General features: G+C 70.8%; 43 protein-coding genes. 5 read left to right on the top strand and 38 right to left on the bottom strand.

Going from position 1 to position 22,211, the window contains the following annotated elements; translation table 11 throughout:
* Positions 1 to 2 precede the first annotated feature (2 nt).
* The 12 genes from E6R62_RS12255 to E6R62_RS12300 form a co-directional block, all read right to left on the bottom strand.
* Positions 3 to 491: a hypothetical protein gene (locus tag E6R62_RS12255; RefSeq protein ID WP_136213393.1), complete on the bottom strand. Its 489-nt coding sequence runs from the start codon at positions 489 to 491 to the stop codon at positions 3 to 5.
* Positions 491 to 691 (bottom strand): hypothetical protein, encoded by a 201-nt coding sequence (locus E6R62_RS12260; RefSeq protein WP_136213394.1) that lies wholly within the window; start codon positions 689 to 691, stop codon positions 491 to 493. The genes E6R62_RS12255 and E6R62_RS12260 overlap by 1 nt, the downstream gene beginning before the upstream one ends.
* Positions 691 to 927: a hypothetical protein gene (locus tag E6R62_RS12265; RefSeq protein ID WP_240801628.1), complete on the bottom strand. Its 237-nt coding sequence runs from the start codon at positions 925 to 927 to the stop codon at positions 691 to 693. Before E6R62_RS12265 ends, E6R62_RS12260 begins: the two co-directional genes overlap by 1 nt.
* A gap of 113 nt (positions 928 to 1,040) precedes the next feature.
* Positions 1,041 to 1,622: a DNA primase gene (locus tag E6R62_RS12270; protein ID WP_240801629.1), complete on the bottom strand. Its 582-nt coding sequence runs from the start codon at positions 1,620 to 1,622 to the stop codon at positions 1,041 to 1,043.
* Positions 1,623 to 1,914: 292 nt separating this feature from the next.
* On the bottom strand, positions 1,915 to 2,217 hold the full coding sequence (locus tag E6R62_RS12275; protein WP_136213396.1) for an HNH endonuclease: 303 nt from the start codon (positions 2,215 to 2,217) through the stop codon (positions 1,915 to 1,917).
* Positions 2,214 to 2,477 carry a hypothetical protein gene (locus tag E6R62_RS12280; RefSeq protein ID WP_136213397.1) on the bottom strand — a complete coding sequence of 88 codons (264 nt, stop codon included), beginning with the start codon at positions 2,475 to 2,477 and terminating at the stop codon, positions 2,214 to 2,216. Before E6R62_RS12280 ends, E6R62_RS12275 begins: the two co-directional genes overlap by 4 nt.
* Before the next feature lie 517 nt (positions 2,478 to 2,994).
* Positions 2,995 to 3,126 carry a hypothetical protein gene (locus E6R62_RS41710; protein ID WP_276615564.1) on the bottom strand — a complete coding sequence of 44 codons (132 nt, stop codon included), beginning with the start codon at positions 3,124 to 3,126 and terminating at the stop codon, positions 2,995 to 2,997.
* Between the two features lie 79 nt (positions 3,127 to 3,205).
* Positions 3,206 to 3,811: a hypothetical protein gene (locus E6R62_RS12285; RefSeq protein ID WP_136213398.1), complete on the bottom strand. Its 606-nt coding sequence runs from the start codon at positions 3,809 to 3,811 to the stop codon at positions 3,206 to 3,208.
* Complete coding sequence (locus E6R62_RS12290) at positions 3,808 to 4,311, bottom strand: hypothetical protein (protein ID WP_136213399.1); 504 nt, start codon at positions 4,309 to 4,311, stop codon at positions 3,808 to 3,810. Before E6R62_RS12290 ends, E6R62_RS12285 begins: the two co-directional genes overlap by 4 nt.
* Positions 4,308 to 4,481: a hypothetical protein gene (locus tag E6R62_RS39480; protein ID WP_168714029.1), complete on the bottom strand. Its 174-nt coding sequence runs from the start codon at positions 4,479 to 4,481 to the stop codon at positions 4,308 to 4,310. The genes E6R62_RS12290 and E6R62_RS39480 overlap by 4 nt, the downstream gene beginning before the upstream one ends.
* On the bottom strand, positions 4,481 to 5,245 hold the full coding sequence (locus tag E6R62_RS12295; protein ID WP_136213400.1) for a DUF2637 domain-containing protein: 765 nt from the start codon (positions 5,243 to 5,245) through the stop codon (positions 4,481 to 4,483). Before E6R62_RS12295 ends, E6R62_RS39480 begins: the two co-directional genes overlap by 1 nt.
* Positions 5,246 to 5,398: 153 nt before the next feature.
* Complete coding sequence (locus tag E6R62_RS12300; protein WP_136213401.1) at positions 5,399 to 5,713, bottom strand: hypothetical protein; 315 nt, start codon at positions 5,711 to 5,713, stop codon at positions 5,399 to 5,401.
* Between the two features lie 164 nt (positions 5,714 to 5,877).
* On the opposite strand from E6R62_RS12300, the gene E6R62_RS12305 reads away from it, so the two are divergent.
* From E6R62_RS12305 to E6R62_RS12315, 3 genes are all read left to right on the top strand, one after another.
* Entirely contained in the window at positions 5,878 to 6,171 is a 294-nt protein-coding gene (locus E6R62_RS12305; protein ID WP_168714030.1) for a helix-turn-helix domain-containing protein, read from the top strand.
* A gap of 76 nt (positions 6,172 to 6,247) precedes the next feature.
* Positions 6,248 to 6,583 carry a DUF6233 domain-containing protein gene (locus E6R62_RS12310; protein ID WP_136213403.1) on the top strand — a complete coding sequence of 112 codons (336 nt, stop codon included), beginning with the start codon at positions 6,248 to 6,250 and terminating at the stop codon, positions 6,581 to 6,583.
* Between the two features lie 23 nt (positions 6,584 to 6,606).
* Entirely contained in the window at positions 6,607 to 6,855 is a 249-nt protein-coding gene (locus E6R62_RS12315) for a hypothetical protein (RefSeq protein WP_136213404.1), read from the top strand.
* Position 6,856: 1 nt separating this feature from the next.
* Here the strand turns inward: E6R62_RS12315 and E6R62_RS12320 are convergent, their stop codons facing one another.
* The 26 genes from E6R62_RS12320 to E6R62_RS12440 form a co-directional block, all read right to left on the bottom strand.
* Positions 6,857 to 7,591, bottom strand: a complete 735-nt coding sequence (locus E6R62_RS12320) for a hypothetical protein (protein WP_136213405.1) — start codon at positions 7,589 to 7,591, stop codon at positions 6,857 to 6,859.
* Positions 7,592 to 7,682: 91 nt separating this feature from the next.
* Positions 7,683 to 8,030, bottom strand: a complete 348-nt coding sequence (locus tag E6R62_RS12325) for a hypothetical protein (protein WP_136213406.1) — start codon at positions 8,028 to 8,030, stop codon at positions 7,683 to 7,685.
* On the bottom strand, positions 8,027 to 8,470 hold the full coding sequence (locus tag E6R62_RS12330; protein WP_136213407.1) for a hypothetical protein: 444 nt from the start codon (positions 8,468 to 8,470) through the stop codon (positions 8,027 to 8,029). Before E6R62_RS12330 ends, E6R62_RS12325 begins: the two co-directional genes overlap by 4 nt.
* Positions 8,467 to 8,853: a hypothetical protein gene (locus E6R62_RS12335; RefSeq protein ID WP_136213408.1), complete on the bottom strand. Its 387-nt coding sequence runs from the start codon at positions 8,851 to 8,853 to the stop codon at positions 8,467 to 8,469. Before E6R62_RS12335 ends, E6R62_RS12330 begins: the two co-directional genes overlap by 4 nt.
* Positions 8,854 to 8,947: 94 nt before the next feature.
* A complete protein-coding gene (locus E6R62_RS12340; RefSeq protein ID WP_136213409.1) occupies positions 8,948 to 9,328 on the bottom strand; it encodes an SLOG family protein in 381 nt (126 codons plus the stop codon).
* Complete coding sequence (locus E6R62_RS12345; protein WP_136213410.1) at positions 9,325 to 10,416, bottom strand: DNA cytosine methyltransferase; 1,092 nt, start codon at positions 10,414 to 10,416, stop codon at positions 9,325 to 9,327. Before E6R62_RS12345 ends, E6R62_RS12340 begins: the two co-directional genes overlap by 4 nt.
* 55 nt (positions 10,417 to 10,471) lie before the next feature.
* Entirely contained in the window at positions 10,472 to 11,209 is a 738-nt protein-coding gene (locus E6R62_RS12350; RefSeq protein ID WP_240801630.1) for a VWA domain-containing protein, read from the bottom strand.
* A gap of 42 nt (positions 11,210 to 11,251) precedes the next feature.
* Positions 11,252 to 11,446, bottom strand: a complete 195-nt coding sequence (locus tag E6R62_RS12355) for a hypothetical protein (RefSeq protein ID WP_136213411.1) — start codon at positions 11,444 to 11,446, stop codon at positions 11,252 to 11,254.
* Positions 11,447 to 11,457: 11 nt separating this feature from the next.
* Complete coding sequence (locus tag E6R62_RS12360) at positions 11,458 to 11,982, bottom strand: WhiB family transcriptional regulator (protein ID WP_136213412.1); 525 nt, start codon at positions 11,980 to 11,982, stop codon at positions 11,458 to 11,460.
* Positions 11,979 to 12,416 carry a hypothetical protein gene (locus E6R62_RS12365; RefSeq protein WP_136213413.1) on the bottom strand — a complete coding sequence of 146 codons (438 nt, stop codon included), beginning with the start codon at positions 12,414 to 12,416 and terminating at the stop codon, positions 11,979 to 11,981. Before E6R62_RS12365 ends, E6R62_RS12360 begins: the two co-directional genes overlap by 4 nt.
* Positions 12,417 to 12,455: 39 nt before the next feature.
* Positions 12,456 to 12,740, bottom strand: coding sequence for a hypothetical protein (locus E6R62_RS12370; protein WP_136213414.1), 285 nt, complete (start codon positions 12,738 to 12,740; stop codon positions 12,456 to 12,458).
* The gene (locus E6R62_RS12375) at positions 12,737 to 13,000 is read right to left on the bottom strand and encodes a hypothetical protein (protein ID WP_136213415.1); all 264 of its coding nucleotides are present in this window, start codon (positions 12,998 to 13,000) and stop codon (positions 12,737 to 12,739) included. The genes E6R62_RS12370 and E6R62_RS12375 overlap by 4 nt, the downstream gene beginning before the upstream one ends.
* Positions 12,997 to 15,519 carry a phage/plasmid primase, P4 family gene (locus tag E6R62_RS12380; RefSeq protein ID WP_136213416.1) on the bottom strand — a complete coding sequence of 841 codons (2,523 nt, stop codon included), beginning with the start codon at positions 15,517 to 15,519 and terminating at the stop codon, positions 12,997 to 12,999. Before E6R62_RS12380 ends, E6R62_RS12375 begins: the two co-directional genes overlap by 4 nt.
* A 98-nt stretch (positions 15,520 to 15,617) precedes the next feature.
* The gene (locus E6R62_RS12385) at positions 15,618 to 15,848 is read right to left on the bottom strand and encodes a hypothetical protein (RefSeq protein WP_136213417.1); all 231 of its coding nucleotides are present in this window, start codon (positions 15,846 to 15,848) and stop codon (positions 15,618 to 15,620) included.
* Between the two features lie 88 nt (positions 15,849 to 15,936).
* The gene (locus E6R62_RS12390) at positions 15,937 to 16,821 is read right to left on the bottom strand and encodes a hypothetical protein (RefSeq protein ID WP_240801631.1); all 885 of its coding nucleotides are present in this window, start codon (positions 16,819 to 16,821) and stop codon (positions 15,937 to 15,939) included.
* The gene (locus E6R62_RS12395) at positions 16,818 to 17,624 is read right to left on the bottom strand and encodes a hypothetical protein (RefSeq protein WP_136213418.1); all 807 of its coding nucleotides are present in this window, start codon (positions 17,622 to 17,624) and stop codon (positions 16,818 to 16,820) included. Before E6R62_RS12395 ends, E6R62_RS12390 begins: the two co-directional genes overlap by 4 nt.
* Complete coding sequence (locus tag E6R62_RS12400) at positions 17,621 to 17,836, bottom strand: hypothetical protein (RefSeq protein ID WP_136213419.1); 216 nt, start codon at positions 17,834 to 17,836, stop codon at positions 17,621 to 17,623. Before E6R62_RS12400 ends, E6R62_RS12395 begins: the two co-directional genes overlap by 4 nt.
* Positions 17,833 to 18,174, bottom strand: coding sequence for a hypothetical protein (locus E6R62_RS12405; protein WP_136213420.1), 342 nt, complete (start codon positions 18,172 to 18,174; stop codon positions 17,833 to 17,835). The genes E6R62_RS12400 and E6R62_RS12405 overlap by 4 nt, the downstream gene beginning before the upstream one ends.
* Entirely contained in the window at positions 18,174 to 18,821 is a 648-nt protein-coding gene (locus E6R62_RS12410; protein ID WP_136213421.1) for a hypothetical protein, read from the bottom strand. The genes E6R62_RS12405 and E6R62_RS12410 overlap by 1 nt, the downstream gene beginning before the upstream one ends.
* Entirely contained in the window at positions 18,818 to 19,213 is a 396-nt protein-coding gene (locus E6R62_RS12415) for a hypothetical protein (protein ID WP_136213422.1), read from the bottom strand. The genes E6R62_RS12410 and E6R62_RS12415 overlap by 4 nt, the downstream gene beginning before the upstream one ends.
* On the bottom strand, positions 19,206 to 19,469 hold the full coding sequence (locus tag E6R62_RS12420; RefSeq protein WP_136213423.1) for a hypothetical protein: 264 nt from the start codon (positions 19,467 to 19,469) through the stop codon (positions 19,206 to 19,208). The genes E6R62_RS12415 and E6R62_RS12420 overlap by 8 nt, the downstream gene beginning before the upstream one ends.
* A complete protein-coding gene (locus tag E6R62_RS12425) occupies positions 19,462 to 20,037 on the bottom strand; it encodes a hypothetical protein (RefSeq protein ID WP_136213424.1) in 576 nt (191 codons plus the stop codon). The genes E6R62_RS12420 and E6R62_RS12425 overlap by 8 nt, the downstream gene beginning before the upstream one ends.
* Positions 20,034 to 20,213, bottom strand: coding sequence for a hypothetical protein (locus tag E6R62_RS12430; RefSeq protein ID WP_136213425.1), 180 nt, complete (start codon positions 20,211 to 20,213; stop codon positions 20,034 to 20,036). Before E6R62_RS12430 ends, E6R62_RS12425 begins: the two co-directional genes overlap by 4 nt.
* Entirely contained in the window at positions 20,210 to 20,533 is a 324-nt protein-coding gene (locus E6R62_RS12435; RefSeq protein ID WP_136213426.1) for a hypothetical protein, read from the bottom strand. Before E6R62_RS12435 ends, E6R62_RS12430 begins: the two co-directional genes overlap by 4 nt.
* A gap of 86 nt (positions 20,534 to 20,619) precedes the next feature.
* Entirely contained in the window at positions 20,620 to 20,796 is a 177-nt protein-coding gene (locus tag E6R62_RS39485; RefSeq protein WP_168714031.1) for a hypothetical protein, read from the bottom strand.
* On the bottom strand, positions 20,793 to 21,086 hold the full coding sequence (locus E6R62_RS12440) for a helix-turn-helix domain-containing protein (protein WP_136213427.1): 294 nt from the start codon (positions 21,084 to 21,086) through the stop codon (positions 20,793 to 20,795). Before E6R62_RS12440 ends, E6R62_RS39485 begins: the two co-directional genes overlap by 4 nt.
* 272 nt (positions 21,087 to 21,358) lie before the next feature.
* On the opposite strand from E6R62_RS12440, the gene E6R62_RS12445 reads away from it, so the two are divergent.
* Both E6R62_RS12445 and E6R62_RS12450 read left to right on the top strand, forming a co-directional pair.
* Positions 21,359 to 21,760: a hypothetical protein gene (locus E6R62_RS12445; RefSeq protein WP_136213428.1), complete on the top strand. Its 402-nt coding sequence runs from the start codon at positions 21,359 to 21,361 to the stop codon at positions 21,758 to 21,760.
* Positions 21,761 to 21,953: 193 nt separating this feature from the next.
* Positions 21,954 to 22,211: a hypothetical protein gene (locus tag E6R62_RS12450; RefSeq protein ID WP_136213429.1), complete on the top strand. Its 258-nt coding sequence runs from the start codon at positions 21,954 to 21,956 to the stop codon at positions 22,209 to 22,211.

The following is a 22,211-nucleotide window of genomic DNA, read 5'->3' on the forward strand; positions in this document are numbered from 1 at the left end:
AGCTACTCACCGGCGGCCGGGCCGGCCTTCCCGCCCGGCATCATCCGCAGTTGCCCGTACTGCTCCCGTGCCGACGCGCCGCCGGAACGCCCGCGGCCGCCATCGGCGCCGTCCGCGTCCGCGAACACCATCCGCAGCCGGGCCCGGTCCGCCGGCGTCGCCCCGAACGCGGCTACGCGCAGGCGCAGCTCACCTGCGGCGGACACGTCCCCGCCCCACAGTCGGGCGTGGATCAGCGCGGTGTCGAGGAGGTACTCCCAGTCGGTGGTGCCCAGGTGCTCGGCCTGCGGGGAGTCGATCCAGGTCTGCCACCACTCGCGGGTGCGCTCCGGCCAGACGAACTCGACGAGCTGGCCGTCCTTCTCCACCCGGAAGTCGGGGAGTTCAGGCGCTTCGGCCTGCTCCCAGCGGAGCACGGTCTGAGGGACGGTGTCCTTGTTGCGGCGCGCCCGCCGATCGTTCGGCTTCGGCGCCGGGCCCATGCCTGCCATCAGACCTCCCTCCCTTCCTGGGTCCCGCCGCACTCGTCCGCGCGGCCCAACCACTGCTGGAGGTCGGCAGCGCAGTAGGCGCACTTCCCGTCCCCGTTGACCCCAGCTACGCCGAACCAGTGCCCCTTGGCCGCGATGGCCACCTCTCGTTGCTCGCCGTCAGCCAGTTCGGGCAGTCCGAGGATCTGAACGCGCGGCATCAGCGCACCGCCTCTGCGTCAACGTCCTGCGTGTCCTGGGCAAGCTCGGCAGCTTCGTACGTCGCTTCGAACACGTCCGGCTTGCACGGGTAGAACTCGCCCTGCACGCCGCGAATGATCCAGTCGCCATACTCGAAGGACACCCACGTGTTGTGCAGCCGGTCATACACGCGGAACACGCGGTTGATGTCGTCGAGCGCAACAAGGTTGTCCGCGAAAGCGCGAAGGTCGGCCATGCACATGCCCTCGGTCCACTGGACCGCTGAAACCAGGATGGGGCGCTTCCGAAATAGCGGCATAGCCGTACCTCCCGTGTCGGGTGCGCGGCAGCGCTCCCGTGTCGGGGGCGCTACAGCAGTGCGTCGATGACGTGTTGCAGGTTCGCGAGACGCTGCGGCGCGTGGCCGTACGTCCGCCCGGTCACCGCGATGAACCGGCCCGTCCCGTACAGCTCGACCGAGCCGGGACCGACCGTGATGCGCCTGCCGTGCGGCAGGTCGCCGTACCCCCAGATGTGCAAGCCGTCCCCGGACCGGGAGACCTCCACCCACGTGCCGGCCGCCGCGTCAACGATCTGCTGCGCCCAGCCCGCCAGTTCGCCATCGGAGTCCAGGCAGTGATCCAGGTCCAGGCAGATGATGCCGTCGCCGTTCAGCACGAAGCCCGAGCCGACGCCCGCACTGCTGGCCGCGGCCTCACGGTACCGCGCCCACGTGGACGGGTCGGTGCTCGACGCGACCTCGCGGCTCACGGTGAGGGGCACCTTGCGGGCCGTATGCCGGACCCACCGCGGCCGGCTGGTCAGCTCGGCCGGGACCGTGCGGCGCGCTCGGTGTGCTGCGACCCGGCAGCGGCCGGAGCAGTACCGGGCATCCGCTCGCGCGATGAGCGGCATCTGGCCGGAGCAGTGGTCGCAAGGTCGGGTGGTCACACCACCATGATACCCCGGATGTAACGGCTATAGCCCTCTGACCTGCGAGTACACCCTGTTACGGGAAGACTTGAGGGCCTGAGCGGCCGCCTCCCGGCCCCAACCCCCCAGGGGGCGAATCACCCCAGCAGGGTCCCGGGCGGCCACCCCAGGGCCACCCGCCCAGGGTCACAGGGCCAAGATCCCCAGACCCGTACACAACCCGAGCCGCAGCACCTCCCGGGGCCAAGATGGGGTGGGGGGAGGGAGTCACCCCCCAGGTCACAGACAGTCACGGCCGAAGATCCCCGGCTCAGATGAGCCCTGGGTGCCGTTCGGGCGGCCGGCGGGCGGTCTCCCTCCACCTGGCCGCGTTGCCTTCCCTGCTGGTCTTGATCTTGTGGTGGTAGGCGCACAGGGCTTGCAGGTTCTCGGGTCTGTGATCATTGCCCGGCTCGATGTGGTCAACCTGGTTGGCATGGTGCCCGCAGGTCGGCCCGTCCTCGTGCCAACGGCAGCGGTAGCCGTCGCGCTGGAGAACGAAGGGCCGCAGCTCGGACTGCCAGTTCGGCGGTAGCTCGTCACGCCGCGTGCTGCCTTCCCATCCGCCGCTCACGGCTGGTACCGATCCTCGTCGTCGGGGTCGGCCAGGGTCTCGGGTTCCGGGTCTGCACGCTCGGTGGTGCTGTCGAGGCTGACGCCCTGGACGTCGCAGGTGAAGCCGATGGGGTGGGGCTGGGGGGTGTCCGGGGGGTCGGTGAGGGGGGGGGGTAGTGCGGCGAGGAGGTGGAGGGCGGTGGCTTCGAGCTGGGTGAGGGGGGTGTCTGCGGCCTGGATGTCGATGTGGCGGGTGCCGTCCGTGAGGCGTATTCGCATGTGAACCCCCGCTTCCCATCCTGTGCTCAGACCCTGCCGCGCGTCCTCGCGTACCAGCACGCTAGGCGCCATGACACGCGGCCGTAGAGGGTGCGTGAGAGCTCGGCCTCCAGCTCGGCCCGCAGCCGGGCGAGGCGCATCTCGGTCCCTGCTGCTTGGAGTTCATTCTCCGGCGGCGTCGACATGCCTTCTCCTTCGGGTTGCCGCCCGGGGCCCTCGTCCCGGGCGGCCGTCCCGCACCCACTCCGCACTGAGTGGTTCAGGAACGCAGCAGGCCCCCACCGCGTGTGGTGGGGGCCTGCTGGTCTGTTCTGTGTCCGGGCACGCCGGAGATGGCCCCAGGATGGGGCACGCGAGGCGGTTTTGCAACTAGGCGCAAAAGAGCCCCGCCGTGGGGGTCTCACGGCGGGGCTCTACGGCGGCGTCACCTTGGGAGTGCGGGCCGCCGGGCCTCGGAGGGCAGGTGGCTCACGCTACGCCCAGACTGGCCGGAACAACACCCCTGGGACTGGCCGGATTACGGCTTCGGCTGGCCCGGGACGGGCTTCGGCTCAGTCGGGTAGTGGCCGCCCCGGGACGCCTGATACGTCGTCTGGTGGTCGGCGAGACGCGGGTCGTCGGGCTTGGGGTTGGGCTGGGTGAGTGCCATGATGCTCGTCCTGTCTCGTGAGTGGGATGGGTGCCCGGGGCCGGTCGGTCAGCTACCAGGCGGGCGGCCGGCCTCGGGGTCAGACGGTGTACGCGCGGCGCTCGGATTCGACGCGGACGACCGCGCCAGCCTGGCCGATGGCCTCTACATGCAACCCCTCTCGGGGGTCGCTCAATGCCGCGTTGTTGGCGTTGGTGTTGTCGTTTGAGCTGCACAAACAACGCCCGGAAGGGGTGCCCTTCTCCATGCCGAGGAGGGGCGGCACATCGTCGTGGTGGACCCCGGGCCCGTTCTTCCCGGCCGCGCGGACCCCGTCCCGGATGCGGATGCCAGCCTCGTCGAGGAGCGCACGGACGGCCTTCGTGTCGGGCAGCTTGGCCGCTTCCCGGAGTTGGGTGAGCCGCACATGTTGCCCGTCCGCGGCGAGAGCCTGGAGGGCGGCGACGATGTCGACGGGCTCGGCGTCCGACTGCTCGTCGCGGCTGCGGAACCGGACCGCGATGGCGCGGCCCTTGCGGACGGCGGTCGCAGCGAGCAAGCCGGTGACGAAGTACGCGGCATCGGGGAAGGCGACAGCCACGCCGCCAGCCGCGGTGAGGCCGATGGCGAGGACACAGCCACCCGCAATCCGTCCGCCGCCGTCCTGCTCGGCGTCGACGGCCGGGGCTGGCTCGTCGGCGCTCATGACATGGCGCCGGTCAGCCAGACCCCGGCGATGTTCACCGCAGATGCGAGGGGGACGGCCGCGTATCGGGCGACGCCGGCGGACAGGCCCATCCCGACGCCAGAGAGCCAGCCGCGCCATTTGGAGCCCTTGGCGCCCCGCTTGCGGCGGGCGATGAACCCGGCGAGGACGAGCACGGTCATGAACAGGCCGCCCTGGGTGAGCGGGGCGCCGGTGGAGCCGGGGGCGGTTCCGGTGTTGGCGCCGACGCCGAAGACGAGGAGGCCGTCCCCGAAGGTGTTGAGGCCCCAGAGTGCTGTGTCTCCGATCCAGCCGACGACGCCGCCGACGACCATGACGGTGAGGGCGCCGATGCCCCAGCAGAGGATGTAGGGGAGGAGGTCGCCGAGATAGGTGAGGGGGCTGGACTGGAGGGCTTTCACGCCGGGGAACCAGACGGCGATCTCCCAGACGAGGAAGATCAGGCCGAAGAGGACCGCGCCGAGGGTGGGGTTGATCATCGGTGGCTCCAGAGGGCGGTGACGAGGATCGCGGCGAGTGTGGCGAGTGCGACGGTTCCGACTGCGGGCGCGAAGTAGCTGAGGCGTGCAGCCGGGGGCGCGAGTGCGGTGAGGATGAGCGCAGCCGCGATGGTGAGCAGGGGCAGGGCAGCGAGTGCGAGGAGCTGCATCAGGCACTCCTCGGCAGCTTCGGTTGGATGCGCTGGGCGCGACGCTGGCCGATGCGCAGCTCGTCTTGCAGCCGCCTAAGGGATGCGGGGCGGCCGGTCTTGGCGAGTGCGGCTGCGTTGACTTTGAGTGCGGCTGCAAGGAGTTCTGCGTCTGCATCCGGGTCGGCGAGCACGGCGACTGCATCCGAGCCTTGACCTGCGTCGGGTGTGGTTGCGCACACCTCGGGGTGGGGCGGCTGCATGGGTGCGAGGTCGAGGATGAACGGCTGCGGCGGGACAGGGAGGGCGGCTACGGCTACGGCCTGTTCGGCTGCACGCTCGAAGGTGACGGATGCGGGCTCGGGTGCGGGCGCAGCCGCCTGAATGCGGTGCAGCGCATCGTGTACCTGCCGCATGAGTGCACCGAATGCGACGAGCGCAGCCGTGGGCGGGACCGCGGCTACGACGTACTCCATCGCATCCGCGCCGACGCCGACGCCGAATACGTTGAGTGCGATGGAGCCGAGGCTGCCGGATGCGGCGAGGGCGATTGCCCATCCGTCGATTGCGCCTTTGAGGGACGCGCGGAGGATCAGTAGCTCGCCCGCGATGATGAACGCGTCGACGGTGCCGGGCCAGGCCCAGGCGCGGGCGCTGGTGAGGCCGTTGGCGCTTGCGATGTCGTGCAGGTGCTCGTAGGACAGCCAGAACGCGGCTGCGGTGAGGGCGATGGTGACGGCTGCGGCGCCGGCGGCGAGGGCCTGCTCGGCGGTGAGGCGCTTCACGGAGTGCTCCGGTGCGTGTGGTGGGCCGGGCCTCGTCGCGGGTGGTCAGCGCGGGGCCCGGCCGGTCGGGGGTGGGTCAGGCGAAGTGGCGGCCGAGGAGGAACGCCAGGATGATCAGCGGCCAGACCATGGCGAGGACGTACAGGGCGCGCATCAGACGGCCCGGCCGACGGCGCGGAGACGGATGGCGTACTCGCCGCGGGTCTCGCCGGCGTACGGCTGCGGGGCGTGGCCGAGGAGCTGCCGGGTGGTCTCGGCGACGCGGTCCTCGTCAATGCCGAAGTGGCGCTGAGCGCGGGCGGCGGCGAGGTAGACCCGGGAGGCTTCCATCATCGAGTCCATGGGGCGGGCCTCGGTGAGGTAGTCGGCGATCTCCAGCAGGAGGGCGCGGACGGTCGCGGTGGGGGCGTCGCCTCGGGCGCGCCGGAGGTGTTCGTCCTGCTGGGTGGGGTGGGTAAGGTCGCTCATGGCCTGCTCCTTCGGTGAAAGGGATGAGCAGTGCCGGCCCCGGCCAATGGCGTTCGCAGCGCCGGCCGGGGCCGTTTGTGCATCAGTAGCTGGGCTACTTCCATCACTGTAGGGGAACCCCCTACACTTTGGGAAGTGGGCCCACCCAAACGGAGGGACCGGACGTGAGCGAGGAGGTGCAGCGGGTGTTCGAAGCCATCGATGCGCTCGAAGGGATTGCCGACCCGACCGAACGGGCGCGCGCGCTGAGCGAGGTATTGAAGGGCCTGCCGGACCGGAACAAAAAGCTCAAGACGGCCCGGCAAGCTGCGGTAGCCGAGTTGCTCGCGCGACCGGGCGCGTCCCTGCGCAGCGTGGGTGCCGAGCTGGGCATCTCTTTCAGCACGGTGCAGGACATCGTGAAGGGCTACTCCGGCTCAGGTTCGAAGCGGCCAAAGGCTGCGCCTGCTGGCGAGTAGCCGCGCGCACGGCGGAGCCCCCGGTCCCTGGATCGGGGGCTCCGTGCTGTCCGGGTCGGCGCGTAGACTCGAACATGTGTCCGACTTGCCGCCTGACCTGCCCCGTCTCCGCACCCTGGAGACGTGGCTCGCCATGAGCCTGGCCCGGGTCCGGGAACAGATCGCCGCCGAGGAGCAGCGCCTCGCCGAGGTGACCGCGCGCCTGCCCCTGGCGCCGCGGCCGGAGTGGGAGGTGGAGACCGACCTCGGCCGGCAGCCTGTGCGCGTGCATGTCGGTGGCTGCTCGATGGGCGGGAAAGGGGCCAGGCGGCGCCCGCTCACCCGGGATGCGGCGCTGCGGGCGCTCGGCGTGGACCGTCTGGAGCCCTGCCCGTACTGCTCCCCCGACACGGCGCTCGGCGTGCTGGACTGACCGGCCGCGTGCAGGCTGGAGCCATGGATCGCGCACCGATCGTTGTGCACCGGATCTCCCCGTCGGGCGGCCGCCGGGTCACGTTTCACGTGCGCGGTACGGACACCATCTTGGGGACGGCGTACAACGATGCCGACCTGATCGAGTTCCTGCGGCGCATCGAGGTCCCCGATCCGGATGAGCTGGTCCTGGGCGAGTCTCCGTTGATCGAGTGGCAGGGCGACGGGCCGCACGTGTACGAGCCGTCGCCGCCCACCAGTGATCTGCCCTGACCTACGCGGCCGCCGTGTCCGCCATGGTCCACAGCCGCTCGCAGCCCGCGCATCGGGCCATCGGCGGGGCCCCGGCGCCGGTCCGGAGCACTATCCGGCCGCCGCACGAACAGGGCTGGTCGAGGATGCGCTCCTGGGTGACGAGGTCCAGGGCGCGCTCGACACGGTCGCGGCAGCCGGCTGCGACCTGCTCGACGTGGTGGAGCTGCGCCGCGGTGAGCATCCAGAACGGGCCCGCCATGCCTCTCACGCGGGCGTCGAGCCAGCCGGCGGCGTATTCGGCGGTGCGCAGGCCGACGTACCGCCACCGCCGGGGGTCGGCCTGCTCGTCGTCCGCGCACTGGTTGCGGAGCGCCCGGTCGACAGCGGTCCAGCCGCGGGTCTCCCAGTCGGCGGGGGCGTGGCTGATCGCGGGTCGGGTGATCTGCGGGGCGAGGGTGTCGGCGAGGTGAACGAGGGTCGTCTCCACGAGGCGCATGGTGTCGTACACCCGCAGGTCGATAGGCGCGTTGACCGTGCCGATCTGCTCGGGGCTGCGTTCGGCGGCGCGGCGGAGCACGGCCCGGCGGCGGTCGGTTTCGACCTCGTCGGCGTCGCGGGTGTCGAGGGCGCGCAGGAGGTCGGCGCGGCCGGCGGGGGGCCACGACTGGGTGCCGAGGCCGTCGAGGGTGTCCTGGAGGGCGGGCCAGAGGGTGGTGATGGTGCGGAGGTCGGTGGTGGCGGTGCTGGTGGTCACTGTGGGCTCCGTGGGTGCGTCGCGGTACGGTGATCGCACCTGGGGGCGCATCCGGTCTGTGGCGGACGGTGGATGCGCCCCTCGCGCATGGTCAGCGGTTGCGTCGGTGGGGCGGGCCGTATGGGGACTGCCAGGCCGGCCGTGGCCGCTGGCGCCGGCCGGAAGGCTGCGGGAGCTGCGCGGCGGCGCGGGTGATGGCTTCGCCGAGCGCCTGCATGGCGGCCGAGATGGGCGCGAACGCTGCTGTGACGCGCTCCATGAATTCGCTTATCAGCGCTCGGGCTTCCTGCCGGACGAGGGTCTCGTGTTCCGTGGGCATGCCGAGGTAGACGCGGGTGACGGCGGTGTGTGCGTCGAGGGGGTCGAGGCCGTGGTGTTCGGTGAGGCGGGCGGCGAGGAGGTTCCGGGCGGCGAGGGCGTGCGGGTCGCGAATGCTCACGGGCGGGGCTCCTGGAGTTCGATGGCGTCGAGGATGGTGCGGCCAGCTCCGGGTTCGCAGCCGTCCCAGAAGGAGCCGTGCTCGATGAGCTGTTCAGCGGCGGCGCGGACGCGGGCGAGCGCGGTCTCAACCTGCTCGGCGCGCTGCTCGGCGGCCTGTATTTCTTTGACGGCGCCGACGTATGCGCGCTGGTTGCTGCGGCAGACGGCGGTGAGGGTGTCGATGCGTGCGTACAGCTGGTCGAGGGCGTCGCTGGTGATTGTGTCGACGGTGTGCCGGACGGGATGCTGGTCGCGTTGCGCGGCGTAGTGCTCGGCCCAGGCGTGCGGGCCGGTGGGGGTGCCGGGGCACCGCCAGACCTTGGCGTTCTGCATGTAGCGGTGGCTGGGGTGCGGGTGCAGGGTCAGGCCGCAGGGCTTGTTGTCGAGGGGCTCGGTCACGGCTTGCTCCCGAGGATCGCGCGGGCGAGGACGAGGGCGCGGCTCCACGCGTTGTGGGGTCCGCTGCGGTCGAGGCTGGAGTCGAGGGCCCCGGCGGCGAAGCCCCCTGCGGCGGTCAGTTCGACGGCGGTCTCGGCCAGCCAGTCGGCGAGAGCGAGTCCGGTGGCGGGGCCGAGGAGGGCGAGGTAGGCGTTCACGGCTTCGCGGCGGGGTGCCCAGGTCTCGATGAGCACGCTCGGTCGTTCCTGGTCGTCCACGACGACGGGGGATTTGCTGCCGAGTGTGTGGCCGGTGGCCCAGGTGAGGCGGTCCTCGTGGATTGCGTCGGCGGCGCGGTCGAGGAGGAGGCGGGCGGCGGCGTGGAGTTCTTCGTCGGCGGTCATCGGTGGCTCCTGCGGTAGAGGGCGCGGAGGGTGCTGTAGGCGGCTGCCGTGGCGATGCTGACGGCCCACCAGGCGGCGAGGGCGTAGAGGACGATCACGGCTCCTCCCAGCGCTTCACGGGGATCCCCGCGGCCTCAGCGAGGGCCGCACAGCCGGTGGCGCCCCGGGAGCCGTGGCGGATGAACGCGAGGCACACGTCCGCGCCCGCGTCGACCATGGCCTGGTTGCGGATCGGGCCGGCGGCCCTGCCGTGCAGGACCCAGGCCGCGTGGTGCTGTTCCTCTACGAGCCCGATCACGGCGTGTTCGCGGGTCCACCAGGAGGCTTGTGCGTCGGCGCCGGTGGGGCATGCTCCGTGGACGATGATCGCGGGCACGTTCTGGTAGCAGGCGGTCGAAAGCGCAGCGTGGACGAGATCTTCGCGGGTCCAGTCGCGGCTGCCGGTGACGAGGATGCGGTACGGGCGGGCGCTCACGCTCCGGCCCCCTCGGCTGTGGACGGGCCAGGCCCCCCGGATGCGAGGGTGAATGCGTCCTGGGTCGTCTGACTGGCCCTGCGCACCAGGTCGCAGATGGTTCCCACGATCCGGTCAGCGGCGGCCGTGCGTGCTGCGGTCGCGGCGCGGACGAGGGCCGCGGCGAGCGTGGGCGGGCAGGCGTTGCCGATCTGCTGGGGGATGTCGCGGCCGGTCCACGGCCAGTCCGCGGGGAATCCCTGGAGGAGACCGGCCTCGGCGGCGGACAGTCGGGGCAGTTCGCGGCCGTCCGGGGCGACGAGCCGGAGCCGGCTGATCTTCCCCGTGACGGTGAACGCCGGCTCGTCGGACGTCCGGCGGCCCCGGGCGCGCGGGTCGCCGCCGGTCCCGTAGTTCGACACCACCGTGAACGGGCCCCGGTCGGGCAGGACATCGGCCATCGCCACCCACGGCAACAGGCCCGCATCCCGGGCCCCGCGGTGGACCCCGCGCCGGTACGCACGGTGCGTGGGCGCGGGCAGGGCCACCGGCCCGTCGGTGGATGCGACGAGGACGGCCCGGCGCCGGGTCTGCGGCACCCCGTACTGCTCCGTGCGCAGCACCCCGTAGGCGGCATGCCAGCCGCGCGCGGCCAACGTCTCGGCGTAGGCCTGCCAGATGGGCAGGACCGCGGGCACCTGCTCCAGGACCAGCGCCCGGTACGGGCGGCCCGCGCGCTCGGCGGCGAGGAGCCAGCGCAGGGGCTCCAGGACCAGCCCGGTCCGCTCGTCGATGCCGGCCAGCGGCCGGACCCGGCCCTCCGCGGCGAACCGGCGGACGGCGGCGGCGAGTCGGTCGAGCTGGGCCCGGCCGGTACCGGTGCCGGCGCCGGAGAACGTCTGGCAGGGCGGCCCGCCAGCGAGCCCCTCGGCCTGGGGGACGTCGGCGGGGCTGTAGTCGCGGACATCCCCCAGCAGGGTGGGCAGTCCGGCGGCCATACGGGTGGCGACGGCCCCGAGGTCGCGTTCGATGCCGGTGGTGGTGGCGCCGGTGTGGTGGGCGCCGAGGTCGAGGCCGCCGGGGCCGGCGAACAGGTCTACGAAGTGCACGGGGTCTCCTGGTGTGCGCGAGGGCGGACGATCCGGATCAGCAGGGCGGGCCGGGTCAGCGGACGATGCCAGCGCCCGCTGCTACGGCAAGCCAGGCTCCGTACTCGGCGGTGAGCCCGTCGTACAACTCGCCGTCGCTGACCCGCTCCGGGCGCGCGGCGTGGAAGAGGCTGGCGTTGTCGACCTGCCGGCCACGCAGATCGTCGAGGCGTTCGAGAAAGCGGGGGCGCGGGCCGAACCCGACGAACGCCCAGAAGATCGGCAGCCCGGACGCTTCACGCAGTACCTGTTCAGCGGCGGCCCGGTCGTCGGGCTCTCCGTCGGTCTGGAAGATCACGAACGCCGGATCAGTGGCTCCGGACTGCTGGTACTCGCTGATGACGGCGCGCATGGCGGCCGCGTAGTCGGTGGAACCCCACGGCACCGCGGTGTGCGTGCGGTCGACGATGCCCCGGTAGTTGTCGAGGCGGACATCGATCGGGGCTTCGGCGCGCGACCCGAAGTAGATGACGGGCACGGTGCCGTCGTCGTCGAGGTTGGCGGACAGGCCGAGGGCCTGTTCGGCGAGGCGCTGGACGGCCCCGACCTGGTAGTAGCTGTGCATGCTGCCGGAGTGGTCGAGGACGAGGTACACGGCGGCGCGCTGCCCGGTCAGGCCCTGCTTGTCGAGGGATACTGCGGCGGCCTTGGTGAGGCTGACCAGCCCGGTGGGGATGGTGTCCGGGCTGACGGCGGCGCCGTTGCCGGCGGGGGTGGGGAGTTGCTGGTTGATGGGCTTGCGGAAGAGGTTCACGGAGTCTCCAGGGTGTGCGCGGGAAGTGGATTTGGGCGCCGGTCAGGTCGCGGGTCGGGGTGCGAGGCCGAGGATGATCGCGGTGGTGCAGGGCCAGCGGACGGGGCGGGTCCAGCGGCTGGGCTGGTAGGCCTCGTCGTAGTGCGTGGTGGTGGTGCGGCAGCGGGCGCAGATGCGGTTCAGCGCTCGGCCATCGGTGATCCCGGTGACGGGTTCGTGTCCGAAGGTCTCGGGCATGGGGTGCCCTTTCAGGCGGCGTCGGTTTGGATGCGGGCGGCGCGGCGGGTTTTCTGGCTGGCGGGTCGTGCCGCCCACTCGGCCTGGCGTTCGCGGTACGCGGCGGTCGAGCACGCGGTGCAGGGGGCTTCGCCGAGCCGGCCGTGGATGCGGGCCCCGGTACGAGTGCCGCCCTTGGCGTGTTCCTCGGCCAGCCGCTCCCGCCGAGCCTCTTGGACCTGCTCGGCGCGCCATTCCTCGCAAGCCCGGCACGTTTCCTTCTTTGCGCGGTGCCGCAGGTAGCCGCGGTTGGTGCGGCACTCCGGCCCACGAGCCCGGTACTTGCGGCGTTCCGTCTCTGTGAGTCCTCCCCACACACCGAGGAGCGCGGGGTCGGCGAGGCCGTAGCTGCGGCACGGGGTGAGTAGTGAGCAGCTAGAGCAGGCGGCAGCCGCAGCAAGCTGGTCCTTGCGTGCCTTCGAAAACCAGACATCAGGGGTGGTGCGGCAGGGCCGTGGGGCCGGGCTGCTCATCCACTCCGTGGTGGGGTTGGTCATGATGCGCTCCTCCACTGGAACGCGGCGAAGGTGACTGCGTCGACGGCTTGGATGTGCAGGCTGATGCGGCCGCCTTTGACGATGGGGCCGATGCGCATGTCGGGGCCGACGACGTGGGTGTGGTCGTCGTCTTCGAGGACGCCTGCGTCGACGAGCCCGTCGACCGCTGCCTTGAACGAGGGGTACCAGTTCGCGGGGTCGGCTCGGCGGCGCGACGGAGGGTGAAGCACTCCGAGGATGTAAGCGCGCTGCATGACCGGCTTGTCGCCGGCGGCGACGAGTGCGGCCCGCATGGTCGGGTCCTCGGAACAGGCTTCCATCGCCGCGGCGCGGATGTCGCGGGTCAGGTTCCCGCGGACGCGGTGGTGCACGCGATCATTCGCGTTGAGGAGGGGCAGGCCAGGCGGCAAGTTGATCGTGAAATGGCGTGTCACAGCAGGGCCTCCTGTACGGGCTGCGGGGGGCATTGGTGGTCACGAAGCACGGGATGCGCGTGGTGGGGGGACTGAGAGCGGTTCGCGCCAGACGATGCGGCGGACGCCGAGGGTGCTGACGAGCAGCCGCCAGGTGAGGCGGCCCTCCAGGCGGGCTTGGATCTCGCTGGCGAGGTCGATGGGTTCCGCGTCTGCGGTTACGTGGAGGGCGGCGGTGCGGCCGGCCCACGCGGTGAGGATCGGGGCGCCGCAGCGCGGGCAGTCCCTTTCGACCGCGTGGTCTGCGGCTGCGGCGATGCGTGCAGCGATGCCTGGATTCGTCATCGCGGGCCGCCAACGGGCAGTGCCGTTGCAGTGCCGTTGATGGAACTGCTGTTTTCGCAGGTCACTTGGGGTGGCAGTGCCATCAGTGCCGTCAGGGCCAGTTTCTGAGCATTGATGCTCTTGCGTGCGCACGGGGCTGGAATGTGGATTTCAACGGCACTGATGGCACTGACATGCTCTGAGCTGGGGTTATGGCCGATTTTGATGGAACTCTTGATGGCACTGCAACGGCACTGCAACGGCACTTTGATCATGGTCATTTGTCGTCCCACCGATCTTCGGCGGGTGCCTGCAACGCAACGTTGAGGTAGTAGTAGGTGCCGTTTGATCCCTTACGGACGATTTGGAAACGGTCCTTCAACTCACGGCCGAGCTGCCGGGATGCCAACGGTTCTTCACCCTCGGCGCGGCACCACCGCTCGTATGCGGTGCGGAACACGTCCGTGATGGTGCGGACTTGGGCGCCGCCGCCGACGTGGCACGCCTCATCAAGGAAGCGGGCAAGTGCGTCCTCCTCGGCCGCGTACTGCGCGGTTGCTGCGGTGACCGAGGCCGGGTCGCGCAGCCCGTCGCGGAACACGTCCACGGCGCCAGCGATGATCCAGGCGAGAATCCCGGGGGCTTCCTCCGAGATGAGGAGGAGGTCGAGATCCTCGATGACTTCCTCGGGAGTGCGGGTGAAGGGCATGAGGCGAAGGCGCCGCCAGAAGGACTTGCCGCCAGCGGAGACGCGGGGCTGGTGGTTGCCCATCAGGAACAGCTTGTGCGTGGGCTCGAAGGTGAAGTGGTCTTGCCGCATAAATCGCGCGGTCAGGCCGTCGCCGCCGGTGAGTTCCTTGACCTTGGCCTCGTCGAACTTGGCTTCCTGGTTGACCTCGGAGGCGATGACGAGGCGGAGCCCGTGGAGTCGGGCGATCTCGGTCTCGTGGCGTTGGGCGCCAGCCATGAGGAACGCGTTTGGTGCGGTGGCCGCGTAGTCGCCGAGGACGGAGCGGAGCACGTTGAGGAACACGCCCTTGCCGTTGCCGCCGGGTCCGTGGAGGAAGGGGAGGATGTGCCAGCGGACGGACCCGGACGCGGCGTACCCGGCCATCCGCTGGACGTAGCCGCGCAGCTCCTGGTCGTCGCCGAAGGTCTGCGCGAGGAACTTCTCCCACCGAGGGGTCGGTAGATCCTTGTCGGGGGCGATCTTCGTTGCGCGGGTGTGCATCTCGTCCGGGTCCGGCGGAGACAACTCCCCAGTGGTGAGGTCGACGGCGCCGGCCGGGGTGTTGAGGAGCATGCGGTGCGCGTCGAGCTGTCCCGCGTGGACGACGATCCGGGGGTCGGTCTGCGCCATCGTGACCATCGCGGAGACGCCCGCGGTGGAGAGGCTCCGCATGCGGTGCTTGGCCTCGCCTTCCCCATTGGGCAGGTCGCGGGCGATCTGGCGGGCCATCTCCCGGACGGTTCCGGCCTCATCCCAGGCCCAGCGGTGCCCGTCCCAGCGGAGCCACCGGCCGCGCTGCGGCACGTAGCGGATCTCCTGCTCGTGCAGGTCGACCAGGCGCAGCGCGTTCCCGTCGTCCGTCCGCGAGTAGGTGTCCGGCCCGGGCGCGGCTGCGGCCGTGGGGTGCTGCACCACGTTGAGCGCGGCCGTGCCATCGGTCGTGGGTCGCGGCGCGGGTACCGCGGTGAGGTGGCGGACCGGTTCGGGCGCGGGCGTTCCGTAGCCCTGCCGGCGGAGCGCCGATGCGGCGGCCGAGTGGTCGCCGCCGTGGTTGAGCAGTGCGTGCGCGCCGAATTTCGTGTAGGGGCGTTCGGCGATGAACTCGGTCGAGGTGGTGAATACGTACAGCCGGTCGCGGTCCATCGCCCGACCCGTTGTGGCGCTCGGCTCGCGGCCGTCCTTCCCGGGGCGCTGCCAGTAGGTGGTCGATCCGGAGCGGAACAGGGCACGCCAGCCGTGCGGGGTCAGGATGTCCTGCCACGTGGCTTTGGCTTCGAAGTCGTCCCCGGGCGAGATACCTCCTTCGGCACGGCTGGGCCCGTCGGTGGAGAACAGGAACGCGGCCGCCTCGTCGAGCGGTTCGGTGCGCCCCGAAGCGCGAGTCTCCGGCGTCTCGTCCACGGGGACGGTGTCGAGCATCCGGCACACCGCGTGCAGCGCCCGGTGCTCCTCTGCCGTGATGGTGGGCAGGGTGGCGGGGCCGCCGGCGAGGAGTTCGTAGGGGCGGCCGGACGCGTGTACGGTGCCGTGGCTGGGTGCGGTGACGACGAATCCACCCTCGCCGCGGGTCTCGATCAGTCCACGGAGGATCTTCTTGCGGGGATACCGGGCGAGGAGGTCGCGGTCCTGCTCGGTCAGCTCGTCCTCGCGGGCCAGCCGGGAGGCGAGCTTCGTGTTCCCGGGGGCGCCGCCTTCGACCCGGTAGTGAAGGTGCAGGCCCCCGGACGGGGAGCGCTCCAGCCATCCGGTGGCGATGCGCTGCCACAGCTCGTCCATCCCGGACGCGGCGAGGACACCGGTCAGCTCCTCCAGGACGCCTTCCTCGATGGCACGGCCTTCGAGTTCGAGGAGTTCCAGGCCGCCGGAGATGGCGCCGGTGATGACCCCAATTCCGGGGTGGCCGTGCGCGAACATCGCCCGGATTTTGGCTTCGCTGGCACGCTCCGCCTGGAGTTCCTTCCAGCCGCCGGTTGGTCTCTTGGAGCCGTCGGTGCGGACGGCGACCACCGAGCAGCCGGCCGCGTGCAGCGCGAGCGCCGCGGCGAGCATGTCGGGTGTGGTGTCGCTCAAGGTCGGCTCCTCGTCGTGCTGTACGGGTGGGGTGGTTCGCAGTGCCCCGGGCGGGAGTCGATCCCGCGGCGTCGCGCCGGGACCGGGGCGATGGCAGGTCAGGGGTGAGGCTTTGACGCGCACGACTGGCAGAGGTCACGCCAGGGCGTGCACACCCAGCCCTCGTTCTCGGTCAGGTGGTTCCTGGCAACCTCGTAGCGCTCGGCCTTGCCCATGTCGTCACTGACGATGTAGTCGTGCTCGACCGTGGTGCCGCACTGGTCACAGAAGACGCCGATGCGTGCGGGGTACCTCTGGCCGGTGGGCTGGTCGCTGTCGGTGTAGCTCATCTGCTTCTCCTGGCGAGGGCGGGTGGTGGCCTGGTCCGTCCGGGGCTGCGGGGCGAGTCGCGCAGCCCCGGACGGCGATCTGCGGGGGTTAGAACGGCGGCGGGGACAGCGGCGGGGTGGCCGCGGCCTGCGCCTGCTGCTGCGCGACGAGCGCGGCCACGGCCGGGTTAGCGATCTGCTCGGCCGCCGGCGCGGGCGCGCTGTACTGCTGCGGGGCCGGGGCCGGCGCGGGGTTGTACTGCTGCGGCGCCGCCGGGGCCGCGTACTGCTGCTGGGGCAGGTTGCCCGGGTCGGGCGCGTGCAGCTCGGCGGCGATGGCCGCGATGTACTGCGCGGTGTACTGCTTCGGGGGGCTGAATCCGCGCTGTGTGGCCTGCCCGTCGTGGGTGTAGGTCACGGTGAGGATTCCGCCGACCTCCAGGCCGCGGGCCCCGGCGGCCCGGACCGCGTCCGCGACCGCGTTCTTGAGCTGGCCCTTGACGAACAGCCGCCGCCGGCCGTCGTCCTCCTCGATCGAAGGGTCCCGTTGGTCGGTCTGCACGGTGATGACGAGCTGGTTCATGGGGTTGCCGTCGGACCAGAACTTGGGGGTGCCGTCCTTGATGTCGCGCTGTTGCTCGACGGTGGGCCGCTCGGTGATCCGGCCGGTGAGGCTGGTCCCCGGGGTGGGGAACTTGGCGCTCGGGGCGCCGCCACCGCCCATGAGGAAGTCGTCCGCGCTGGGGGTCTGGTACTGCTGCGGTGTTGTCATGTGCTTCTGCTCCTGCTGGTTGCTGGGGCCGAAGGGACCCATGTCCCGTCGGTCGGTGGTGCCGTCGGTGTAGACCCGGTACGGCTGGCAATGGGCGGTCGTGCACTCGAACCCCTCGTCGCACCGCGAGTCCCACTGCGCGGGCGGGCGCCTGTCGGGGACCTCGTGGACGCGGTGGTCGCAGATGACACAGCGGCGCTCGCGTACGAACCGGGCGGTCATGCGATGAGTGCTTCGAGTGAGGCGCCGGGAGTGGTGCTGGGCTTCCCGGGGCAGCCCTGGGAGAGGTCGGTGCTGCCTGGCTTGAGCCAGGGGCAGAACCGGCAGTTCGGTTTCTCGGGGATGGGGATGCGTGCCCAGTGCTCCGGGTGCTGGTCCAGCTCCAGGCCAGCCGCGGTGTCGCGGATGCGGTCGAGGCGGGCGAGCGCGTCGAGGGCGATCTGCCGGTCGTAGGGCTCGGACCACACGTGGACCATCAGCTCGTGGTGCCGGCCGATGAATGTCACCGCGACCCTCGCGGGCCGGTGTCCGGCGTTCTCCTGGCCGAGGCCGTACAGGTGGGCCTGGACCCGGTATTTGTGGCCGGGGCCCTGCGTCCGGTACTTGTTGTGGCTGCTCTTACCGACGAGCTTCCAGTCGTTGTTCAGCATCGCCAGTCGGTCGTACAGGTCGGAGCTGCCGGTGAGCGTCGAGTCCGGGGTGTGGCCCTGGCGCACGGTGACGCGTTCTTCGATGCGGTAGCGGGGCTGTCCGTCGGGCATCGGCGTCTGCCGGGCCTCGAACTGGTCGGCCATCCACATGTGGAACCCGGTGCCGATGATCGCCGCGATCGGGTCGCGGTTCGTGTTCGTCTCGGGCCAGTCGAGGATCTTGTACGAGAGTTGCCGCTCGCACGGCTCGCCGACCTCGGACGGGCCGATCGCACGCTGCTTCGACCGGCCGCTGTTCTTGTCCGCGTCGATGATGAACTGGCCGATGCGCTGCGCGAGCACCTCGCCGTATTCGTCGTTGCCGGTGGCGATCACACCCGCTCCTTTCGCTGTGCCGCGTACCTCTGCTGCTGGTAGGCGTTGTCCGCGAGACGGCAGCGCTCGCACAGCGGCTCCTTGCGGTACCGGTGCTGCTTGGCACCTCGGTAGGTGCCGTGCGCGATCGGCTTGCGGTGGCCACCGCCCGGCGGCTGGCGGAGCCCGATGGCGGCGATCAGCTCGTCGAGCTGAGAGTCGGAGAGCGTCACTTCCGCACCGCCGCCGGGGAGTCGCTCACCGGGGTGTACGGCTTGTCGGGGCGGCGCTGCTGCCAGCGGGCGCCAGCCTGGACCTGCTCGGAGTTCAGGCCGAGCAGGTCATCGAGCTGCCCCTGGAGCTGCGCGATTCGACGGTCCTTGCGGGCGATCGTGAGCCGGTTCGCGGCCAGTTCCGCGCGGTAGCTGGCGCAGGCCCGAACGAGGCGCTCCCGCCGGGCGACGGCCGGCGCGGCCTTGCGGTTCTCGGCACGGCGTGCTGCGACGTACGCCTCGTGGTACGCCTCGGCGCGGGCAACGAGCCGGTGATAGGTGCTGCGGCGAATGAACATCAGCAACCGCCCTTCGGGTAGTTCGGGGTGTAGGAGACGCGGCCCGGCTCGCGGCGCTCGCGCAGGTAGCCGTGCACGGCGAGGGCTTGGAGGGAGTGCCGGGTGAAGTGGATCGGCGGCTTCGGGACGATGGCGCTGGTCACCCAGCGGTGTGCCTTACCCGTGGTCCAGACGCCGCCGGTGTTGAGGATGTGGTCGGCGAGGCGGAGCGCCCGCTCGTCGAGACCCGGCCCGGACGCTGCCGGAGCGGAGATGCCCAGCACGCCGGCGAGTTTGGCCCGTGCCTCGTCGTCCAGGAGCAGCGCCACCGGGCGCCCGTCCTCGGCGACGCAGCACACGAGCATCTCGGTCTCGCCGCTGTCGCGGTCCGGCTCGATGGAGCAGTCCACGCGACGGACGACGAGGGGCTCCGAGGGGAGTAGCGGGCTCGACAGCTCGGTCCAGCCGTCGGCCTCGTCCTCGTCTCGGAAGTCCCCACGCCACCTGGCGTCGGTCGCCACGGACTTGGACCAGCCGATCGCCCGCAGGTGCCCGCGCTCCGGGTGGCGGGTGACGTGCTCGACGTGGAAGTACGTGGTGATCTCGGGGGCCTTATAGCCGTTGCCGTCGGTGTACGTCCGGCCGGGCTGAAAGACGACGTCGCTCATGACGCCCTCCGGTCCTGCTGCCGAGCCAGGAGGACCGGCCGGGCGGTGGCTGCCGGGTTGAACCGGCCGAGCGCCTCGATCACCGCGTCCAGCTCGGCCCGCAGCCGCAGCGCCGCGCGCAGGTCAATCTCGACCTCGGGGTAGTCCATCGCGGCCGCGTCCTCCACGGCCTGCACGAGGTGGTCCAGCTCGCCCTCGCGGGGCGACTGCATCGCCTCGGCGAGCGCGTCGAGCTGGAGGCTGATGTCCTCGCGGGCCTCGTCGGAGCCCCACGCAACGGCGAGGGACACGAGCGTGTCGTGACGGACCTGGTCGGCGCGGAGGATGCCGGCGAGCCAGTCCGCGCGGAGCCGTACGGACAACTGGGGCTCGCTGCTGGGGTTCTCAAACACTGGATACCTCCGGCGTGATCGGTTCGACCGTGAAAGTCCCGGCGTCCCGAAAGCCAGCGAGGATCTGTCCGCGCCCCGCCTCCGAGTCGAGCAGCACCTCGAAGGAGGTAGAAGCCAGGAACCGGCGGGCGTAGAGCGCGATGCTGTTGGCGAGGGCCTCACCAGTCAGCGCCCGCTCGATGGGCGCGGGGGCGGGCTGCCCCGACTGTCCGCCGTGGCGGCCGATGCGGTTGAAGGTGATGCGGAGGTCAGCCACGGGGCACCTCGCTGGTGAAGCGAAGCGGGCAGGCACTCGTGTGCCGTCCGGCCGAGGGCGGGCACTCGCAGTGCGGGAGGTCGTGGCCGGTCCGGTAGGTGTGGTGGAGGGGCGAGTCGTGCGGGTCCTCCAGCGGGCGGCGTACAGCACCACGGCTGAGCTTGTCGGCCATCCGGGCCACGGCCTCTGCCTTCGCCCGGTTCTCCCGGTTCGAGGTGCCGTACTCGCGGGACTTCTTGCCGAGCCACGCGATGATCTGGGCGTCGCGGGCGGCGGCGATGGTGCGGCGTTCGGCCTCCAGGCCGGCGATCCGGTCCCGGTCGGCCCGCAACTGCTCGGCCGCGTCGGACAGCACTTCGTTCGTCTCGTGCCGCTCCGCCTCCAACTCGGCCACCCGGGCCCGCAGCCGGGCCAGCTCGGCCGCCGTCTCCGGGGACTGGAGCAACTGCGCGGAACCGAGGGCGAACACGATCGTGGACGCGAAGTCGTAGCAGGAGTCCGGCGACATCAGGGCTGCGTTTGCTGTCCGCAGCGCCAGCAGCTCCGTCGGGGTCGGCGAGTGCGTCATGCCGCACACTCCGCCGGGCTCGCCGTCAGCAGGTCCAGGCCGTCCGTGAAGTCCACCTCCGCCGGGCGCGCCGGGGCCAGTCCCAGGGCCCGCAGCAGCGTCGGAGCCACCAGCACCGGCGGCGGGTCCAGCAGCAGCGACGACAACACGGCCGCCTCCGAGTTCATCGCGCTCATGCCGCACGCTCCAGCGACACGGGAACGGGCGCCGGCAGAACCACAGCCACGGTGACTTCCACGTCACGCCACTTCGCCGAGAGCCGGTGCGGACGGACCAACTGGCCCTGGTAGACGTAGTCGCGTCCGGGGCGGACTGCTCCGCCGAGCGTCTGGGCGTACGCGTCGAGGTCGCTCATGCCTGCGTCGTGCAGGTAGCCGCTGAGGTCGCCGGTGTACTGGTCGATGGACCACGTCGCGGTCGGCAGGTCCGGGAATTCCTGCAAGAGCTGGGCCAGCGCCATCACGGCGCCGAGCTGGGGGATAGGCTTCTGGTTCACGGTGTACCTCTCTGTCTGTGTGTGAGGTGCGCCCGAGGGGCTGCTCAGGCCGGGAAGTCGGAGCGGCCCCTCTTGCGTGTGTGGTGTCAGGCGGCAGCCGGCAGGGCTGCCGCCGCCGGAGTCCGCGCGGTGTCGAACACCGCCTGAATGTGGGCGCGCTGCTCGTTGGTGAGCGGCGGGGCAGCGGCCGCGAGTTCGCGGATCGCCTGGACTGCGGCGGGTCCCAGGCGCTGTTCTGCCTCGGCCCGGTTGAAGCCGCTCATCCTGCGGCCCTAAAACGAGGGCGGCCGGAGTGACGGGTAGCCCGCCCCGTGGGGGTGAACAGGATCAGGACATCTACGCCGATGGCGTCAGCGATCTGACAGGCAGTCGGGTAGAGCACGCTTTCCTGTCCTCCGGCGAGGAGGTTGCCGACGGTGCTGCGGGAGACGCTGGCCTCCGCGGCCAGTTCTCGGACGGACATCGCGGCGCCGGTTCCGGTGCGCTTCATGAGCGTGGCCAGGAGGTCACGGTCCACGAGCCGGAAAAGCGGAATGGGTTGGGGCTCAGACAAGGTCGTCCACCTCGTGCAGTAAGACGTTGCACTGCTTGGATGAATGAAGCATTGCATAGCTTGGACGATGCGTCCAGCCTCTTGGGTGTGCGGTGAGGATTTGGCCAACATGTCCCGCGCGCTCTAGCGTGCGCCGTTGCAATGCATGGACACTCTGTCCGGCGAGGTGGATGACACACCCCCCGCCACATGGGGGGATAGGTGGACCGTCTCGCTGGTCACATGGACACCCCACGGCCCATGACATGACTCGGAGTGGCAGGATGACCCTCATGGCTGCGCAAGATCGTTCACCGACCACAGGGCGAACGCAGCTCAGAGACCTCGTGCGCGAGCGGAAAGCCGCACTCGGCCTGAGCTACGAGAAGCTCGCCGCGCGATGCGTCGACCCGGAATCCGGGGAGCGGACGGTCAAGCCGAGTTGGCTGCACCGTCTTGCCACCGACCTGCCGGTGCAGATTCCCGACTACCCCATGCTCCGCGGTCTGGCCGCCGGCATTGAGGTGACGCTGGGGCGAGTGCAAGACGCGGCGTCTGCCGAATTTTTCGGCGTGGATGTCGCGTGGTCCGCCTCGGGCGAGGCGCGCGCCCTGGTCGAGAGTCTGGACGCCCTGACGTCCACTCAGCGTGAGCAGCTCCAGCGGCTGATCGAGTCGATCGCCCGACAGGAATAGCCGATCGGCATATCCCTTTGGCCATCGCTGCTACACACCGTAGTTAAAGCGCGCTCGGTGTAGTCAGAAGCTGTTCAATGCGGCACCATTAGTCACACCGCCTGGGGGCGTTACGGGTCCGATAGCCTGCGACTGCGCGTTCGTATTCGAACTGACGCGCGGATTGTGACGCAGGCAGCGCCAAGGGGGTCGCATGTCCGACAGTGACAGCACGCACCAGGTACATCCGCGTCCGGTGCAGGCGGAAGTAGTGGTGTCGAAGGACGTGCCGGACGGCCGTGCCATGATTCCCGTTCACTGCAAGGGCAAACTAGTGCTCGCCCTCCACCCGGACCACGCGAGCGAGCAGCTCGCCCGGGAGTTGGCGAACCACTTCGCCCACGCCACCCGGGTTGGACTGGCCGCTCTATACGCCCCCATCGAGGAGGCGCGGCCGCGCCCCGAGGTGTGA

The organism is Streptomyces sp. A1136 (assembly GCF_004795055.1).
Taxonomy (GTDB): Bacteria; Actinomycetota; Actinomycetes; order Streptomycetales; family Streptomycetaceae; genus Streptomyces.

What these genes read in the sequence shown, in the direction of transcription:
- E6R62_RS12255 (WP_136213393.1), bottom strand. Translation starts at nt 491, where the DNA reads ATGGCAGGCATGGGCCCGGCGCCGAAGCCGAACGATCGGCGGGCGCGC.
- E6R62_RS12260 (WP_136213394.1), bottom strand. Translation starts at nt 691, where the DNA reads ATGCCGCGCGTTCAGATCCTCGGACTGCCCGAACTGGCTGACGGCGAG.
- E6R62_RS12265 (WP_240801628.1), bottom strand. Translation starts at nt 927, where the DNA reads ATGGCCGACCTTCGCGCTTTCGCGGACAACCTTGTTGCGCTCGACGAC.
- E6R62_RS12280 (WP_136213397.1), bottom strand. Translation starts at nt 2,477, where the DNA reads ATGCGAATACGCCTCACGGACGGCACCCGCCACATCGACATCCAGGCC.
- E6R62_RS41710 (WP_276615564.1), bottom strand. Translation starts at nt 3,126, where the DNA reads ATGGCACTCACCCAGCCCAACCCCAAGCCCGACGACCCGCGTCTCGCC.
- E6R62_RS12285 (WP_136213398.1), bottom strand. Translation starts at nt 3,811, where the DNA reads ATGAGCGCCGACGAGCCAGCCCCGGCCGTCGACGCCGAGCAGGACGGC.
- E6R62_RS12290 (WP_136213399.1), bottom strand. Translation starts at nt 4,311, where the DNA reads ATGATCAACCCCACCCTCGGCGCGGTCCTCTTCGGCCTGATCTTCCTC.
- E6R62_RS39480 (WP_168714029.1), bottom strand. Translation starts at nt 4,481, where the DNA reads ATGCAGCTCCTCGCACTCGCTGCCCTGCCCCTGCTCACCATCGCGGCT.
- E6R62_RS12300 (WP_136213401.1), bottom strand. Translation starts at nt 5,713, where the DNA reads ATGAGCGACCTTACCCACCCCACCCAGCAGGACGAACACCTCCGGCGC.
- E6R62_RS12315 (WP_136213404.1), top strand. Translation starts at nt 6,607, where the DNA reads ATGGATCGCGCACCGATCGTTGTGCACCGGATCTCCCCGTCGGGCGGC.
- E6R62_RS12335 (WP_136213408.1), bottom strand. Translation starts at nt 8,853, where the DNA reads ATGACCGCCGACGAAGAACTCCACGCCGCCGCCCGCCTCCTCCTCGAC.
- E6R62_RS12355 (WP_136213411.1), bottom strand. Translation starts at nt 11,446, where the DNA reads ATGCCCGAGACCTTCGGACACGAACCCGTCACCGGGATCACCGATGGC.
- E6R62_RS12360 (WP_136213412.1), bottom strand. Translation starts at nt 11,982, where the DNA reads ATGACCAACCCCACCACGGAGTGGATGAGCAGCCCGGCCCCACGGCCC.
- E6R62_RS12370 (WP_136213414.1), bottom strand. Translation starts at nt 12,740, where the DNA reads ATGACGAATCCAGGCATCGCTGCACGCATCGCCGCAGCCGCAGACCAC.
- E6R62_RS12375 (WP_136213415.1), bottom strand. Translation starts at nt 13,000, where the DNA reads ATGACCATGATCAAAGTGCCGTTGCAGTGCCGTTGCAGTGCCATCAAG.
- E6R62_RS12385 (WP_136213417.1), bottom strand. Translation starts at nt 15,848, where the DNA reads ATGAGCTACACCGACAGCGACCAGCCCACCGGCCAGAGGTACCCCGCA.
- E6R62_RS12390 (WP_240801631.1), bottom strand. Translation starts at nt 16,821, where the DNA reads ATGACCGCCCGGTTCGTACGCGAGCGCCGCTGTGTCATCTGCGACCAC.
- E6R62_RS12405 (WP_136213420.1), bottom strand. Translation starts at nt 18,174, where the DNA reads ATGTTCATTCGCCGCAGCACCTATCACCGGCTCGTTGCCCGCGCCGAG.
- E6R62_RS12410 (WP_136213421.1), bottom strand. Translation starts at nt 18,821, where the DNA reads ATGAGCGACGTCGTCTTTCAGCCCGGCCGGACGTACACCGACGGCAAC.
- E6R62_RS12425 (WP_136213424.1), bottom strand. Translation starts at nt 20,037, where the DNA reads ATGACGCACTCGCCGACCCCGACGGAGCTGCTGGCGCTGCGGACAGCA.
- E6R62_RS12430 (WP_136213425.1), bottom strand. Translation starts at nt 20,213, where the DNA reads ATGAGCGCGATGAACTCGGAGGCGGCCGTGTTGTCGTCGCTGCTGCTG.
- E6R62_RS39485 (WP_168714031.1), bottom strand. Translation starts at nt 20,796, where the DNA reads ATGAGCGGCTTCAACCGGGCCGAGGCAGAACAGCGCCTGGGACCCGCC.
- E6R62_RS12445 (WP_136213428.1), top strand. Translation starts at nt 21,359, where the DNA reads ATGGCTGCGCAAGATCGTTCACCGACCACAGGGCGAACGCAGCTCAGA.
- E6R62_RS12450 (WP_136213429.1), top strand. Translation starts at nt 21,954, where the DNA reads ATGTCCGACAGTGACAGCACGCACCAGGTACATCCGCGTCCGGTGCAG.